At 36.0% G+C, this 17,845-nt stretch carries 12 protein-coding genes and 1 pseudogene; 4 read left to right on the top strand and 9 right to left on the bottom strand.

From position 1 onward, the window contains the following. Positions 1–13 precede the first annotated feature (13 nt). Together PVV70_RS09835 and PVV70_RS09830 are read right to left on the bottom strand one after the other, a co-directional pair. The gene (locus PVV70_RS09835) at positions 14–1,705 is read right to left on the bottom strand and encodes a filamentous hemagglutinin N-terminal domain-containing protein (RefSeq protein WP_404977264.1); all 1,692 of its coding nucleotides are present in this window, start codon (positions 1,703–1,705) and stop codon (positions 14–16) included. A 48-nt stretch (positions 1,706–1,753) separates the two neighbouring features. Beyond that, the gene (locus PVV70_RS09830; protein ID WP_404977255.1) at positions 1,754–2,104 is read right to left on the bottom strand and encodes a hypothetical protein; all 351 of its coding nucleotides are present in this window, start codon (positions 2,102–2,104) and stop codon (positions 1,754–1,756) included. Positions 2,105–3,513: 1,409 nt separating this feature from the next. On the opposite strand from PVV70_RS09830, the gene PVV70_RS07855 reads away from it, so the two are divergent. The 4 genes from PVV70_RS07855 (at position 3,514) to PVV70_RS07840 (ending at position 11,892) form a co-directional block, all read left to right on the top strand. Next, the gene (locus PVV70_RS07855; protein ID WP_273758711.1) at positions 3,514–8,490 is read left to right on the top strand and encodes a type ISP restriction/modification enzyme; all 4,977 of its coding nucleotides are present in this window, start codon (positions 3,514–3,516) and stop codon (positions 8,488–8,490) included. Between the two features lie 1,216 nt (positions 8,491–9,706). Then, positions 9,707–10,396, top strand: a complete 690-nt coding sequence (locus tag PVV70_RS07850) for a hypothetical protein (RefSeq protein WP_273758710.1) — start codon at positions 9,707–9,709, stop codon at positions 10,394–10,396. 85 nt (positions 10,397–10,481) lie between these two features. Then, positions 10,482–11,012, top strand: a complete 531-nt coding sequence (locus PVV70_RS07845; protein WP_273758708.1) for a hypothetical protein — start codon at positions 10,482–10,484, stop codon at positions 11,010–11,012. Between the two features lie 100 nt (positions 11,013–11,112). Next, entirely contained in the window at positions 11,113–11,892 is a 780-nt protein-coding gene (locus PVV70_RS07840) for a hypothetical protein (protein WP_273758707.1), read from the top strand. 1,419 nt (positions 11,893–13,311) lie between these two features. On the opposite strand, the pseudogene PVV70_RS07835 reads toward PVV70_RS07840, so the two are convergent. From PVV70_RS07835 to PVV70_RS07805, 7 genes and pseudogenes are all read right to left on the bottom strand, one after another. Beyond that, a pseudogene (locus tag PVV70_RS07835) lies at positions 13,312–13,635 on the bottom strand (hypothetical protein); the annotation flags it as partial. Continuing rightward, positions 13,604–13,957 carry a hypothetical protein gene (locus PVV70_RS07830; protein WP_273758706.1) on the bottom strand — a complete coding sequence of 118 codons (354 nt, stop codon included), beginning with the start codon at positions 13,955–13,957 and terminating at the stop codon, positions 13,604–13,606. The gene PVV70_RS07830 and the pseudogene PVV70_RS07835, both read right to left, overlap by 32 nt. 15 nt (positions 13,958–13,972) lie before the next feature. Continuing rightward, positions 13,973–14,410 carry a single-stranded DNA-binding protein gene (gene ssb / locus PVV70_RS07825; protein WP_273758705.1) on the bottom strand — a complete coding sequence of 146 codons (438 nt, stop codon included), beginning with the start codon at positions 14,408–14,410 and terminating at the stop codon, positions 13,973–13,975. Positions 14,411–15,133: 723 nt separating this feature from the next. Beyond that, the gene (locus tag PVV70_RS07820; RefSeq protein ID WP_273758704.1) at positions 15,134–15,625 is read right to left on the bottom strand and encodes a hypothetical protein; all 492 of its coding nucleotides are present in this window, start codon (positions 15,623–15,625) and stop codon (positions 15,134–15,136) included. 87 nt (positions 15,626–15,712) lie between these two features. Further along, positions 15,713–16,378: a hypothetical protein gene (locus PVV70_RS07815; RefSeq protein WP_273758703.1), complete on the bottom strand. Its 666-nt coding sequence runs from the start codon at positions 16,376–16,378 to the stop codon at positions 15,713–15,715. A gap of 83 nt (positions 16,379–16,461) precedes the next feature. Then, the gene (locus PVV70_RS07810) at positions 16,462–16,935 is read right to left on the bottom strand and encodes a hypothetical protein (protein ID WP_254475367.1); all 474 of its coding nucleotides are present in this window, start codon (positions 16,933–16,935) and stop codon (positions 16,462–16,464) included. 292 nt (positions 16,936–17,227) lie between these two features. Continuing rightward, positions 17,228–17,659 carry a hypothetical protein gene (locus PVV70_RS07805; RefSeq protein WP_273758702.1) on the bottom strand — a complete coding sequence of 144 codons (432 nt, stop codon included), beginning with the start codon at positions 17,657–17,659 and terminating at the stop codon, positions 17,228–17,230. Positions 17,660–17,845: the final 186 nt, after the last annotated feature.

Below are 17,845 nucleotides of genomic sequence, written 5' to 3'. Positions count from 1 at the left end.
AAGCCCTTTTCATCTAAAACAAGATCCCCTGAACCGCCCGTAGAAACAACACCGTCATCAGTGTGCCTGCATCAAGGCTGCCAACCTTTAAAACAGCTTCTTCACCCGTCATCAGCGAAGAAAAGTCAACCGCCCCGCCCTCAATATTTACCTTGCCATGAGCTAAAAGTTGTCCAAAATGAACGGGGGCATTTGTTTCTGGTTGTGCTTGAATGGCAACATTTTGATGCGACAGAATTGTTTCAGAAACAGAAAGCCCGTTATGAAAAACCAGGGTGATATCTCCTGCTCCATAAACACTTTCAGCAACAATCGCACCTTGACTACTCTGGAGATCAACATCCCCTTGGGTGCCAAGAACAACAACACCAGAAGCACCCGTTGCCGCCATATCAACCCCACCGGCTAAAAAATGAGCTTGTATATCACCACCGGCATGTGCCTTGAGGTTCCCTTGCGCTAAAACAATCCCCTCAAGTTGCAAGTCTCCACCCGCTTCAAGAGCCATATCAGCGCCTGACCCTAGCCCTGAAACTTGAAGTGTCTGGCGCGAAGACAGCTCCATATTACCCCCAGAGGTTGCCTTGCCGGCAATCGATAAAAGCCCATCCTGCGCCTCTATTTTCAAATGACCATCAGCGCCAACCATCTCTAACGTCACATCCTTATGTGCGGCAATATCAATATGCTTTTTCGAGGTGATGTGTTTTGCCAATACGCTCTGGCTTTTCGATTTGAGAACAACACCCCCATGACCAAAAACATTCTTCAACGAGATTTTTCCGTCAGCAGAAAGATGCAACTGCCCCGCATTAGCCGCCATATCATGGCGCATACGAACCCCAACACCTTTTTCCGTCGCCACAAGTTTTATTCTGTCCGCCTGTAGAGCCCCCAAAGCAGAACCATCTATCGCATATTCCGGTTTACCAGTAATATCAGTTAGCTCTTTCATCTGCCGAGAAGCATAATCAAAGTGACCCGTCCCTGCTGTCACTCCAATCTCCTTACCCGCAACAGCTCCTTCAAAATGCACTGTGCGTGAGACAATATCGACGATATCAACAGCCCCTTGACCTGAGAAAAAATTGGCTCCCTTTGCACCAAAGGTGATGTCCCCACCTCGCACCTCAAAGCCTTTCAGAAAACCACTCCCATCAATTTCGGGTACACCTGTGGTTAAGGTCGCATGGGGCGTATTGATAAAACCACAACCATCACAGCTTATCCCATTGGGATTGGCTATAATCACATCGGCAGGGCGCCCAAAAACCTCTCCTGGACCTTGAAGCGCACTGCGCTTGCTGCTGGTCACTTCATTTAAAATCACTTTCGCCGAACCCGTAACACGCAAATGCGGATTGCCCGGCATAATGCCCCCCAACTGCGATTGCCCCACTTCTTGCGCATGATTGTTCCAAATCACACCTGCATTGCCAATATTAAAATCATCATATTTATTGTGTGATAAGCCCTTGCCATTGGGGGTAACAATATCAATCGAGGGAACCCCATTGGGCGCTGCCACTATATCCGGACGATATGCGCTACCTGCGTTAGGATCCACAGTAATTTGTGCCTGTAACGCTGAAGGTGCGAATAAACAAGAAAAACCAAGTCCCCCAAATAAAACCTTTTTGAGCATCGTACTGGAGACCAAAACACCTAATAAAGCTGCTCTTTCTGCTCTCTTCTCATATCTCATACGTTAACTCCCCAATAAAAAACGCTTAAAGTTCCATTGTTAATGTCATCAAAAATGTTCCTGATTTCTTGTGCTTAACTGTGCTCCAAAAAATATATGATGAATTGCAAAACAGTATCCCTCCCTCCAAAATGGTCCCGATTTTTCTTCAAAAGAGAGAGAAACTTTGCCAAGCGTTAAAGACCGTAATTTCTCAATTCTTTCTAATTGCTGCTTCTCAGATTGTTGGCGAGAAAAATTATCGGTTGGGGAATGAAAAATAGCTGAGGAGCGCGCATAAACACTTACACCTGTAAACAAGCCAAAGAAAACAAAAATGGCACGAAAAATTCTCAAAAGAGAACTCTGGCGTAAAAATACAGAAAACAATACAGATTGCCCCCGCTTTGCACACTTCATGAAGCATTCTTTAAAAGAACTTCATGGAACCTCTAACAAGCCCACTCAAAACAGCCACTGCCCTATAACGCTTTTAACAAAAGCACATGCCTCTGTGACCCAAAAAGTGACACCCAAAACTGCTCTATTCTAATTGCTGAAGATATCTCCCCCACATTTATGTAAAAAGACCTCTAAACAAAACTGTTTAGCCCGTCAATGCTTAATACATCAATATCCCCAGTTTAACGCTACAATATATTTATCAATAATTAGAGATAAATTCACTCTCCAGCTCCTCTAAACCACTCAACACGCATATAAACGAGACATCATGCGATCAAGCACATCCTGTCCTCAAAAACCATCATAGAAAACAATAAAGAACCTCTTTTGAAGTCTTAAAACAACCACGCAAAACTCTTTTTATGCCATTCTCATCAAGGAACTTTTCTCCCCAAAAATGATCTGAGTGATCTTATAAGAAGAGTTTTGTCTAGAGTTGTCAGCCTTGTCAGTTTAGTCAGTTAACTCTAACCCCTATAGTATTTTTTTTAATGAGATAAAAAATTAAAAACATTATATTTCAATAAGTTAGTATTTTAATGATACAACCATTATTAAGATACACCAAATAAATACAATCAATAATATATATTTGTCAGTTATCTGTCAGTAAATTGAACTGACAAAATGATTATTTTAGTGAGTGATTAAAATGTGCTTTATGAAAAGCATGTGATCCTTTAAAGCCTTCAAAAGAAACGGTTTATAATCATAAAAATGCTATCAAGACGTATTTATAGATTTAAAGGTTGGTACTTAAAAAAATAATAAGAGTAAAAAGTTATTTTAAAACATATTAAGTGAATTTTCAAAAGACAGTTTATAATGATAAGAAATCCTATTAAGACTATTATGGTTATGAGTTTAGGGGGTTATGGGGGTTTTGGGGGGTCTTTTTACCCCTCCCTTTATATATATTTTTAGTCAAAAATAAAAGTTATTATATTTCAATAAGTTAATCTTTCAAATAAACAACCTATATTAAACACAACACATAAATACAATTTTTAATATATATTTAAGAGGGTTTTGTCGGTGTTTTGGGGGTTTTAAAAACAGACAAAACCTATAAATAAAATTCGTAAAAACTTATCAAAATACTCATTCTGATATTTTAAAGAACATAGGTGCATTTGTCTTTTTTCCATAAAATAAACAGCAAATTTCACTATTTTGCTGATCTAATCTCTCTCATGGGCTGTGGATAAACAGCCTTCAAAAAACCTTTTGAAAAAAATTTATCCGCTTTTTAGCATTTCCCGCATTTTTCACACTATTCATTCAAAATGGATTTAATTAACTTCATTTCGATTCTTTTGAAGAGAATTAATCAATAGAATATATTGTTATGGAGTTTATTCTTTATGCTTCGCCCTCACCATTCTGATCATGAACATGTCTCTTTACGCTCTCTCTTAGAATATTATCGTCAACAAGCAAAATCACCCCGTGAATTGGGAACATTGTTTGAAAATCTTGTCATGGCTTATCTTATGCATGACCCTCTCCATTTTGGACGATATGAAACGGTTGAGAGCTATTATGAATGGGCTAAAGAGCGTGAAGGTTGGAATAAAAATGATATCGGCATTGATCTGGTGGCAAAGCTTCGTCATCAAGAAGGCTATGTGGCTATTCAATGTAAGTTTTATAAAGCAGACCATCAGATCAGTAAAAAGGATATTGATAGTTTTATCGCTGCCTCTGGAAAAGACATCTTTAAATATCGTCTTCTCGTTGATACCACAGAAGTGGAATTAAGTGACAATGTCAATGCCATGATCAAAGGACAAGCGATCCCCGTTTATCGCATTGACCTTCGTCATATGGAAAACAGTCGTATAGACTGGCAAATATTTGCAACGAAAAAAGAAATTGTTCTTAAATCAACAAAAGATCCTCGTCCCCATCAAGAAGAAGCCATCAAGAAAGTTTGTGAAGGGTTAAAAGAAGCAAACCGTGGCAAGCTGATTATGGCATGTGGTACGGGTAAAACTTTCACCAGTTTGAAGATAGCAGAAACCCTTGCTGGGAAAGGCAAGCGTGTGTTGTTTCTGGTGCCTTCTCTTGCTTTAGTCTCACAAACAATCCGTGAATGGACAGCCGATGCACAAATCCCGTTGCGTTCCTTTGCCGTGTGTTCGGATACAAAAGTAGGTAAACGTCGTAAAAACCAAGATGATATTGTTGGGATGGAAACATCAGATCTTGTGCTGCCTGCTACAACGGATGCCAAAGCCCTTGCCAAAGAAGCTTGTGAAAGCTTCACAGAGGCAATGACAGTGATCTTTTCAACCTATCATTCCATTCAAGTGATTTCAGATGCACAAAAAGACTATGGTTTACCCGAATTTGATCTGATCATTTGTGACGAAGCCCATAGAACCACTGGAACATCATTGGGAAGTGACGACAATGAATCTGAATTTGTCAAAGTTCATGATAACAGTATCATTCAAGGCAAAAAACGTCTGTACATGACAGCAACGCCTCGTATCTTTAGTGAGACTGCCAAAAGACGGGCTGATGAGATTAATGCCGTTTTGGCGTCTATGGATGATGAGATGCTTTATGGCAAACAACTCCATCATTATAGCTTCGCAGAAGCTGTCGATAATGAACTTTTAACCCCTTACAAGATTGTGGTCTTAGGCATTAATGAAACCTATATCACACCAGCCATACAAGAGATTATTGCCAATGAAGACCGTGAAATTGATTTAGATGATGCGGCAAAAATTATTGGCTGTTATAGAGCTCTGACTAAAATAGATAAGGAAGCAGCTGTTGATGATGATGATACAGAGCCTATGCGTAAAGCTTTAGCTTTTTGCAAAGATATCAATACTTCTAAATATGTTACAAAGCTCTTCAATAAAATTATCAAATCTCATATCAATGATTTCCTTAAAAACGTTCCTTTTCTCAACTGTGAAGTAAGACATATTGACGGAAAACAAAGTGTCAAAAAACGCAATGAAGAATTGGATTGGCTGAAACAAGATGCGGGTAAAAATGTTTGTCGGATCTTAAGCAATGTGAGGTGTCTTTCAGAAGGGATTGATGTTCCTGCTCTTGATGCCATCATGTTTTTACACCCACGCAATAGCCAAGTGGATGTGATACAGGCGGTAGGGCGTGTGATGCGCCGTGCCAAGGGAAAAAAGACAGGCTATATCATTTTACCGGTTATCATTCCTTCACACCTAGAAGCCAAAAAAGCTTTACGAAACAATAAGAGGTACCGTGTTGTTTGGCAAGTTTTGCATGCTTTACATTCTCATGATGAGAGACTTGCTCGGACGATTAATCAGATGTCTTTAGGACAAGATAGCAGTCATACAATTGAGATTATAGAGATTAAGCGTGACAATGAATTAAAAGAACTTACCACAACAGTTGATGAGGTCACGATACAATCAAAAACAGAAAGTTCTGGACATGTTATTGGAACAGCAGCAAGCAAATCTCAATCGGGGTATAACGAGCAAAGAGACTTATTCCGCCGTTCTGAATTTTTTGATTTTGTCAAAGCGATTTTTCTGGATAGTTTTAAAATCACGGATTATTGGGGTATATGGGCTGGCAATGTTGCTGAGATTGCACAAAACCATATTACGCATCTTCAAAATCTACTTGCTGATGAAACCAGTGAAGCCTTTCATGCTTTTGATGCCTTTCATAAGGAATTACAGAACAACGTAAACAGTGCAATCAAGCAAGAAGAAGCCATTGAGATGTTAGCACAGCATCTTGTGACACGTCCCGTGTTTGAAGCCTTGTTTGAGGGCAATGAATTTGTGCAAAACAATGCTATTTCGCAAGCCATGGACAAGATCTTAAGAGAACTGGATAAAACGAATATTGAAGAAAAAACCAAAGATCTTGATAAATTTTACAAAAGTGTCACGTTCTGTACAGCAGGGATTACCGAAACTCACGCAAAACAGAATCTTATTATCAAGCTTTATGAAAGTTTTTTTGCAAAAGCCTTTAAGAAAACCACCGATAGGCTTGGAATTGTTTATACCCCCGTTGAGGTTGTAGATTTTATCATTCGCTCTGTTGATGATGTCTTACGCAATGAATTTGGAAAAAGCCTAGGATCACGTGGTGTTTCTATTCTTGACCCTTTTACAGGGACTGGTACCTTTATCACAAGGCTTTTACAATCAAATCTCATCAAACCAGAGGATATGGAATATAAGTTCCGTCATGATATCCATGCCAATGAGATTGTTTTACTGGCCTATTACATAGCAGCGATTAACATTGAAGCAACCTATCATAGTCTTATGAAAGGGAATTATATCCCATTTAAGCATATTGGTTTAACTGATACATTCCAAATGCTTGAAAGAAAAGATTTGTTGCAAGAACTATTTAAAGAAAACAGTGAATATTTAGAACATCAAAAAAATCTGAATATCGAAGTTATTTTTGGCAATCCCCCTTATTCTTCTGGTCAAAGAAGTGAAAACGATAATAATGCAAATGTAGAATATGAAATACTTGATAGAAGTATCCAAAATACGTATGCATTTAAATCTCAAGCAACCCTAAAAAGAAATCTCTATGATAGCTATATTCGAGCGATTAGATGGGCAAGTAATCGCTTAAATTTGCAAGGTGGTATTGTAGCTTATATTTCTGGAAATGGATGGATAGATAAAGCATTTGCTGATGGTATGCGAAAATGCTTACAGAACGAATATTCGTCTATTTATATTATTAATCTTCGTGGTGATATTCGGAAAAATATAAAGTCAAAAGAACTTTCAAAAGAAGGAGGAAATGTTTTTGATTCCGGATGTCAAAATGGAATAGCGATAACTCTTTTTGTGCGTAATCCAGACAATAACCAACCTTGTAAAATTTACTATCATGATATCGGTAATAATCTCACGACAAAAGAAAAACTTACAGCCCTCGAGTATTTTGGTAGTGTTGGGGGCATCACAAATAAATCAAGCTGGCAAGTGATTACACCAGACAAGCATGGGGATTGGATACATCAACGTGATAACAGTTTTTCCAACTTTCTAACCTTGGGTGATAAAAAGGGTAATGATAAAAAGCTCTTTGAAACGTTTTCCCTTGGAGTTGTAACCAATCGTGATGCTTGGGCTTATAACTCCAGTCGTGAAGTTTTAGCGAAGAACATGAGTAATATGATTGCTTTCTATAATAGCGAAGTGAAACGTTTTAATGCTGTTTATCCACATGCTGACCGTAAAACACGTGCCAATGCTGTAGATTATTTTGTCAATACAGATGAGAGGAAGATAAGTTGGAGCCATAATGTTAAACAAGAACTAGTAAAAGGGAAAACCTTTAAACTTGAAGATAGATGCCTTATTCAAAGCCTTTATCGTCCTTTTATACAGCAATGGCTATACTACAACCGTATTTTCAATGAAAGAGTCTATCAAATGCCGCGTATATTCCCTATGGGAAAAGTGGTTGAAAATAAGGTAATACAAGTTACAGGTACAGGAACTCAATCAGGCTTTTCTGTACTTATGGCGAGAAGTTTACCTAATTTAGATGTAGTAGATAAAGGTCAATGCTTTCCACGCTATATTTACGAAGATACTACGGTTTCAAAAAGTAAAAGTGCGAAACAACCCCATTTATTTACAAATTCTACAGAAGAAAGCAACAATACTGATTTACAATGGCGTGATGCCATTACTGATGAAGGACTAGCACATTTTAAAGCAGCTTATCCTAATGAAACCATAACAAAAGATGATCTATTCTATTATGTCTATGGTATTTTACATTCAGAAGATTTTCGCGCTCGTTATGCTGATAACCTTTCTAAAGAATTGCCTCGCATTCCTTGTGTAAAGAGTGCTGATGATTTTTGGAAATTTGTTACAGCAGGGCGTGAACTGGGGCATTTGCACGTAAATTATGAAGATGTGGAACCTTATCCAGTGACCTTTAAAAAGGGTAATCCAAAACAGACTGATATTTCTAATCCAGAAAAGTTTTACTACGTTACAGAAATGAAATTCGCAAAAGTTAAGAATAGTAAGGAAAAGGATAAATCGACTGTTATTTACAACAGCAATATCATCATGACTGATATCCCTCTTGAGGCTTATGAGTATATCATAAATGGTGGACCCGCCCTTGAATGGGTTATGGGTCGTCAATGCGTAAAAACAGATAAAAAGAGTGGCATTGTTAATGATGCTAATCGCTATGCTGTTGAGACCGTTGGAAACCCTGCTTATCCATTAGAGTTGTTTCAAAGGGTTATTACTGTAAGTTTAGAGACAATGAAAATTGTTAAGAGCCTACCAAAATTAGAAATTAGAGAAACTGAATGAGCTTATAAAGCATGCTCACATAATGGGTATGCTAATCTCATTACGGGGTATAGAATATAGCTATAGCTCTTTTCTTAAGTTGATTAGATACAATCTTAAAAGGAGTGTTTATATTGCGTTATTCTAAAAAGAACATTTGCCTTTTAAACACCCTTATTTGGATTGCCTTTAAGAGATTATGCCGCAATCTCAAATAATAGCTTTATCCTTTTTAAAAGCTCTTTTTAAAGAGAGTTATGTATATTCATTTTGCTATAGGTTTTGACGGTGTTTAAAACCCCCAAAATCCCTACAAAACCCTCTTAAATATATATTAAAGATTGTATTTATGTATTGTGTTTAATATAGGTTGTTTATTTAAAATATTAACATATTGAAATATAATGTTTTTAATTTTCTCTCATTTAAAAAAAATACTATAGGGTCTAAAAAGAACTGACAAAAGTCTATTAAAAGGAATTTTGCTAATTTCTATAATTATCAATATCTCTTTAGATGTTTTCATAACAGACTATAAATCGCAATTATCCTTTCTCTTATAAAAATGAAAAATAATGCGGTGGCTATAAAGAAGATAACAGCTATAGAGAATGCATAAAAACAGCAGGCTTTCATAATCACAATGCAAATGAAAGCATTTGTTATAAAGACAGCCTCTATAAAAGGCTGTTAAGTTGCAAATGTGTTATAAAAGAAATTAACAGAAATCTTAAAAACCATTTAGTAAAAAATAGATACGTCATAAAACTAAAAATACGCATGATTAGAGCGTTTATAAATATTATAAATTTATAGATTCAAAAAATAATGCAATCGTTTAAGAAAGCTCATAATATAGCTTTAAAAGCACATAAATATAAAAGAATCAATTAATAAGCATATGACAAATATATACACATAATAAATTTAAAAAAGCATAAAAATATCAAAAAAGTGCATAAATTATTTGACAATAAATACGTATTTTGTTATATAGATAATCAAGTGATCAAAACACTAAACATGTAGCGAAAAGGTTGCGATAAACCTAATCCTATTATAAAAACTGACTATCTTTTATGCTATGATTAGCATATATGGTGATTTTGTCGGGTGTAGTTACGCCATATAATACTCTTATGAGAAAAGCGTAACAACGGACTACATGCCGTGTTTTGAGCGCCCGGCGCCTTTATAGGCTGTCAATTCAAAACTCTAAATCATGTAGGTTTTAAATATGACAAATATTTCAAAAAACACCCCCATTAATAAGAAAAAAACATCTAAAAAATATGAATTTACTAGCGAAATGGATTGCGTAGCTGGTCATTTCTTATATCGCATTCGTGCTTTAAGAGATTTTGGAGATGTTAAAGCTGGCGATCTAGGCGGCTTTATTGAAAAGGAAAGCAACTTATCTCACAAAGGCAATTGCTGGGTTTATGACAAAGCGCGTGTTTTTGAAAATGCAAGGGTTTATGACAATGCTAAAGTTAAAGGCTTTTTTGTAGACGTCTATGGCGATGCTAAAATTTATGGAAATGCTATTTTTCAAGGCATGGCAATAAATGATTATTGTGAGGTCTATGGCAATGCCCATGTTGAAAATGCTGTTATAATTGAAGGCAATGTTAAAATTTATGATAACGCCCATGTAAGTGGTTATGCTCATATTTCTGATATGTCTGTTATTTGTGATGATGCTCATGTCGGAGGAAATGCAAAAATAAGCGATGGTGCTTATATCTGTGATCATTCTTATGTTATTGATGATGCCGTGGTTTCTGGTTCTTATGTATCAGGTTCTTCTTGTGTCCATAGTGCTGCCTCTTTAACAGAAGATGATCAAATTCATGATGAGGCAATTCCAAGATTTGGTAGTGATGATGATTATTACCGTCATGAATATTATGACGAGGCAATGTAATTAACACTAGGCGCGGCGGGGGCGCCTGCTTTCTAACTAAATTCTTTCATTCAAAAATTAAATCTTCTTATAAAGGAATTGTGCTATGCAAAAGAAATTTGCACTCACAAATGAGACACGTGTATTAAATAATCAAACTCTTTATCGCATTAAAGCATTAAGAGACTTTGCTAATGTCAAGGCTGGGGATTTAGGTGGTTTTATTGAAAGTGAAAATAACCTTTCTCATGATGGCAATTGTTGGGTATATGATAAGGCTTGTGTTTATAATAATGCCCATGTTTCTGATAATGCTAAAGTCTTAAATGAAGCTTATGTTTTTGATAATGCAAAAATTGAAGGCAATTCTAAAGTTTTTGATGGTGCAAAAATTTATGATAATGCTTTATTAACTGGCTATGCGCAAGCTTATGGCAATGCAAGAATTTATGACCATGCGCAAGTTTGGTTTTTTGCTGTGGTTTGTGATAATGCTTGTATTTATGAAAATGCAAAAATTACCGGCTATACATACATTTGCAATAAAGTGAGTGTTTTTGGCAATTCATATATAGATACCAAAAAATTGAATGGTCATATTAACATTTGTGATCAAACCATAAAAGGCGCTGCATAAATAAAAGCAACGGCGTTGCGGGGGCGCCTGCTTTCTAAGCAAATTTTTCCATTCCAAATTTTATCAAACGTTTATCACATTAGATTGTGAGGGTATTCTTATGTGCAAAAAATATGAATTAACTAGCGAAATCAAAAAAATTAAACATGCTCTGACACGAAAAATTATCAATCTTTATCGCATTCGGGCTTTAAAAGGTTTTGATGATGTTAAGGCGGGTGCCTTGGGCGGCTTTATTGAAAAGGAAGTCAATTTATCTCATGATGGCAATTGCTGGGTATATGATGATGCTTGTGTCTATGGTCACGCCCGTGTTTATGACAATGCAAAAATACGCCATTTTTCTCAAGTTTGTGGTCAAGTCTATGGGAATTGTGAAATCTATGGCAAGGCTTTCATCTCTCAATATGCAAAAGTTTATGACCATGCTTGTGTCTATGGCAATGCTCATGTTTATGGCAATGTTTATGGGTATGCCCATGTAAATGGTGGCGCCCGCATTTTTGCTGATGCTCATGTTTATGATTATGCGCATGTTTCTTATGATGCTACGGTTTTTGGTTATGCAAGGGTCTATGGTCGTGCCATTGTTGCTGGCTCGGCTCGTATTCATAGCTATGCTGAGGTTTATAATTATGCCTTTATTAATGGGCGTGCCAAAATTTATGGCAAGGTCTATGGCGGTGCTTTGGTGGGCGGTTGTGCTGAAATTTATGGCTCTGTTTTTGGCAATGCCAAGGTTTTATTCTATACTAAGGTCTGGGGTCGTGCTTATGGCAATGCGAAATTAACCAAGAGAAGCAAAGTAAGGAAAGTTCCTATAAATTATGAGGTTTATGAAAGCGATCATGTTATCAAGATTATTGATAAAACAGAATAAAGAAGGGCATGGGGGGTGCCTTCTTTATAGCTATAAAAGCATTATAAGATGCATTCCTTAAAACCTATCATATTGCAAGCGTTCTATTGTTTTTATAAAAACTTATCAAAAGAACCGTAAATGATGGGTATGATCTTGATAGCATGCATTTAAATGAGAGAGTGAATTTAGAACCTATAAACTCTCATATGGCTTCAAACGTATTAATCATAACGCCCTTTTCTTTAAAGAGATTCATTTGAAACGAAGCACATAATCACAATGCTTCTTAAAAATATTTCAATCTACTGACCTCGAAGTTGAGTTGAGTGAATTGAGATAACTGACATTCTAAAATCAAAATATCAAACAAATCAAAACGCTTTGTAGGTTTATCCAAGCCAATCAAAAGAAAATATGTGTTAAATGAAATTAAGTTATAACTGTTATAAAACATCAGTTTCAAACGTTTATACATTCACTTAAAGAAATCCTTATAAGCGTATTTTTACTTTTCATTAAAACCTAATTTCTTTGTAAATTAGCCGGCTCAATTTTGAGTTGGCAAAATCAACCAATCCAATTTTGGGAGCGTTAACTTTAGAATAGAGCATTCTTTAAACAGTGTCGCGTTTTCTAAAAATTTAGAAAAATCCCATGCCTTTGTGATGTTATAATGGTTTTGAACTTTGCTTGCTTATCTTTGTTTCAATAGGTGCCCCCAAATTTGGGGTGACCCCATTTGGTTTCATATTTTTAAACGATAACTTTTAAAACGTTTTTTAATAACTTGCTTGCATACGTCATAAAAAGGCTTTTGATTTCATAAGATATAACTTCTTGAATTTCATATCTGTTGTGATGATAGGATCTGTATAATGCCTGCCTATCGTTTTCTAAATTTTTAGAAAGCGCTTTAAAAACGATTTTGTCTTTAAATCTTTTTATGCGCCCTTAATAAATGAAAACCTATAAGCTTATAACAGTTTCAAACGATTACCCTCTTTATAGGGAATAAAATATTGCTATAAGAGATATAGATTTTTGCTTCCCAATTTTGGGAAGCAATAATTTTGGTTTTATACGATTAAACAATCCAATCTTTAAAACAAGATGTGATCTTTAAACGTATGCGATTTATGTTATCGATAATTCCAAACGACTAAATTTTAAACAATGTGATTTCTGCTGTGATAAAAAACGTATCATAAAATTTATGAACTGTTATGAATGATAACTGCTTTTCATTTTATTTGAATGCACACATGCGTTATAATATTCACATCATGATTTGCTTTTTATGGTCTATTCATACGTGCCAATCTTATATCAAAAATGGTCAAATGAATCACGTATAAAAATGTGGATTCTTAAGTGGATTCATATGAAATAATTGCACTCAACATATTGACTTTATTAGTTTTTTATGTATAATACGTTATCATCAGCAGATGATGGCATTTCGTCATAAATCGCATTAGGCAATCCTTTTGCACAAAGGTAGTTATTTCTTATCTGTAGGTACTGTTGCGCGGTGTCATAGTGCTCTTGTGTGAGTACACCTTGCAAGCAAAGCCGCCCTATGTAAGTACCAGCGAGTGGATTTTTTGCGTCATATAAGGTTAAACCGAAGCGTTTTGCACGCATTTCTATTGCCAATTTATCAACGGCTTCACGCGGTGCTTTTGCACGTGATATACGACCATTGGCTTCTCTTATTTGCCCTATGATTTTAGGGCGTCCCCTCTTTTTGTTTGCTTTCACTTACACCCTCTGATACCTTCTTGATATATTGCCAGATTTTCTCTGATCTTGACCATGAAATTCGATTTAAAAAGAACAATAAAACCACTAAAATGCATATTACAGCAGCAACACTTAACTTAAGTTTTAAGTGACTTTGATCCCAAGAAAGTTTTAAGAGCAGAATGAAAAGTGTACTCAATAAAGCACCCATCACTATACTGTAATAACTCATTGATGTAGATGACGTACAACCTCTTAATAGCTCTATATCATTCTCTGTAAGCATATAAACGGGTTCAGATTCTTCTGTACTAACCCTAGGCTTCTTTTTACTATCCATTAAAGCACCTTCTGTTTAAAAAGGAACATCATCATTTAAGGCGTTTGTAGACATATCAAGAGGTCTGTAAATGCTTGCATAAGCAGATGACGGCTCTTGATCATCATTATTTTTGCTGTCTAAAAGCTGTAATTCGCCTTTGTAAGGAGGCAATACGATTTCTGTTACATACCGTTCACTACCGTTTTTATCTTGCCATTTACGGGTTTGTAAGCGCCCCTCGATATAAACTTTGCTACCCTTCTTAAGATACTGAAGCGCTATTTTTGCAAGATGTGGATTAAACACCACAATGGAATGCCACTCTGTTTTGTCTATTCTCTTATTGGTTGCCTTGTCTGTATAGCTCTCAGACGTTGCCATACGAAAATTGACTATTTCTGCTCCAGACGGCATTGTTTTACTTTCTGGATTTGCACCTAAATGACCAATTAAAATCACTTTATTAAGCATTTGCTTTGCTGTCCTTTTTATGGGAAACGGTACTTATAAACGAAAATAACTGATACATAACAATAATATAACACATTATGCTATATTATTACAAGCAAAAATGGTTTTAATAAACTGAATCTAAAGAATGAATCATGTTTTTATTTTACTTATTTGCTTGCATTTTGATACGTTTTGTGCAATAAAGAGATGTTCATATACTTTCGAATAACAATACAACAGTCATGCATTGCAAAACAGAAGCCGTGTCAAGAAATTGACATGGCTTTAATGCATTTAAATTGAATAGAGAAAACCAACCCCCAGTATAAAAGAAAGCCCCATTACGTAAATACATAACAAGGCTTTCACGACTTTATCAATTTCTCAAGTCATACAAAATGTAGCACATTATGTGTAAAATTACAAGCGTTAACACACAAAAAAACCGCGTCTTTTAAAGGACACGGCTTTTTATAGCGATTTTTAAAAAGTATATTACTTTAACCGAAGGAATGGTTAAAATACAACGCCATCACGACGCTGCAAAAGAAAGTTTTTTACGCTTTCTATGTTTTTAAATATAGCACACTATGTTGATTGCTTCAATTTGAATAAAAATAAACTTGCGTTTATACACAAACTATGTAATTTACTAATCATTTTAATAATGAATTGTCCTTGTCAATAATGGTTTTGGTAAAAAGAAGCCGCGTCCCTTAAAGACACGGCTTTCTTTTAATTCTATCTTTTAGAATACGACGCAGCCGCTTTAATCAATTCATCTACAGTCTTTACCCTATCTCCAAAAGACATTAAACCTGTAGAAATCTCTTTTCTTCCTGTAACCCATGCCCCCGAAAAAAGTTGCGTATCTCCAAAAATACGTGCCCTGCCACCAATAATTGCACTCCCATAAGCACGTACATTGCCATGAACCTTTGCAAATCCATTAACATGCGCCTCATCACAAATTATTGCATTTTCGAAAACCTTTGCATGCCCCCAAACAATAGCGGCATTATAAACCTTTGCATTATCACCAACCCAGCAACTGCCATCATGTGATAAGTTGTATTCACTTTCAATAAAGCCACCGAGGGCACCTTTTTTAACACTTCCAAAACTTCTCAAAGCGCGAATGCGATAAAGTGTTATAACTCTACCATAACGGTCTTTAACTTCTGTAGTTTCATCAGTAAATTCATATTTTCTAGATACAGTTGTACTGGTCATAGGTAGCTCCCTAATATAATATTCGATTAATTTGTAAATGAAATGAGATGTTTTAAAGGGGCGCCCCCGCACCGCTCGCGCGTTCAATTATGCTGCTTTATTTGTGCTTTGTTCACTAACATCACTATCTTTATAAATTTTTCTATTACCTTTAATAACGGTATTACCAAAAACTTTTACAAAGAAATAAACTTTAACTTTTCCTTGAATGCATGCATTATCATAAATCTCTGCCTCGGGATAAATACAAGCCGACCCCGATATTTTTGCATTCCCATAAATAAAGCCAGCAACACAAGCGCTATTTAAAATTTTTGCATTGTCATAAATTCTTGCCTCTTGAGATACCATGGCTTTATTACAAACAATGGCATTCCCATAAATTTCACCGCAAATTGCTGCATTATCGCATATTTTTGCATTGCCATGAACATAAGCAGTCTTTTCAAGAACCCGCGCCTTATCACTAACCACTGCATTCCCTGCTACCCTTGCTTCCATAAAAACCCAAGCATCATTACGTATTTTTGCATTTTCACTAACAATAGCATCATATGCAACTATAGCATCATCATATACCCAGCAATTGCCATCATGTGATAGGTTATCTTCCTTTTCGATAAAGCCACCTAAATCCCCCGCCTTTACATCATCAAAATCTCTTAAAGCACGTATACGGTGTAAAGTAATCCCTTCAATATCATGACTTTCATCAGTAAGTTCATATTTTTTAGATACAGTTGTCGTGGTCATAGGTAGCTCCCTAAGTTCATATTTGTTAAATTTTTAAATGAGATGTTTTAAAGGGGCGCCCCCGCCGCGCTGCATTTCAAAGGTTATCGAAAACTACCAAAAGAGATAGTTTCATTTCCAAAAAGACGTGCACGCCCAGAAACCAATACCTTACCAAAAGCATCACTATGACCAAAAATTTTCATATGACCACCAACACGTGCTTTATTTGATATCTCTGTATCTCCAAAAATTTTTGCATAACCTGTAACACGCGCATCATCTAGAACACGCGCTTTACCAAATACTAAAGCATAACCAGCTACCCAGCAATTGCCATCATGGGATAAATTACCTTCATGTTCTATAAAACCACCAACGTCGCCTTTTTTAACGCTTCCAAAATCTCTTAAAGCTATAACACGACGAAATAAACGATTACCAAATTCAATAGCACCTAATGAAAGTTCATATTTTTTAGTCTGTTGTGTATCTTTTGATACGAAATCTTGTGCAATATTATCATTTGCAACGGTAGCAATAATGGGGAAAGTTTGTTTTTTAGCTGTAGCATTCATGCTTGTTTTCCTAATGGTTAGAAGTTTTCAATTGACACCCTATAAGGGCGTCGGGCGTTGAAAACACGGCCATTAGTCCGTCGTCACACTTTTCTCATAAAGAGTGTTGTATGGTGCGACCACACCCGACAAAATCGTTATACGCTATCCAAAGCATAAAAGACAGCCAGTATTTTAAGAAATGGGAGAAACCTTATCGTGGTTTACCCGCTAATGGTTTAAGTGTTTTCAGCACTTGTCGACCTTACTAAACGATCTTTTCCTTAAAGTCAATACGTATTTTTTATTTTTTTCACTTTTTTTCATTTTGGTTCTTACCTAATTGAATATCAACGGCTTTTGCTAGCTCTCTGTCCATCTCTTCACAAGACAATGGATAACCCCATTCTCCATCATTCGTTATCTCACTAATCAACTGATCATCTTTTGTACGCTTTTTGATTTTCTCATTCACCTCGTCTATCAACGCTTCAAAACTCAAAACGCTTTTTGGTAAATTACCACCGTATATCCACGCTTTCACTTGTGCCTTGGTACTGTAATCAACTTTGTTAGGTATCTCATGATACTGACCGCCTTCAAATTCCTCATATTCTCTCATCCCATCATCATATTCGTAAAGATTATAAAAATACTCAGCCACCCCTAATCCCCATGGTGCATATCCAACCGCCGTTGCGATAAACTTTTTTTGAATGGGCTGTTTACGTTTTTTTAAAAACATCTGATTTAATATCCCCTAGTCTAAATCCATAACTTTACCAATGGGTTTATTTGCCTCATATTGGACTGTACAGAAGCGTTTTTAATTTCAATGTGGTTTTTAATCATAAAAATCTAAAATCGCTCTGTACGGTACTTTTTTGGCTGTTTAAACGCATATCTATTCTCAAAACAATCAGCACTTTTC

This window comes from Bartonella sp. AU55XJBT (genome assembly GCF_028618525.1).
The sequence above is the reverse complement of the archived record's forward strand: the minus strand, read 5'-3'. Positions and strand labels throughout refer to the sequence as shown.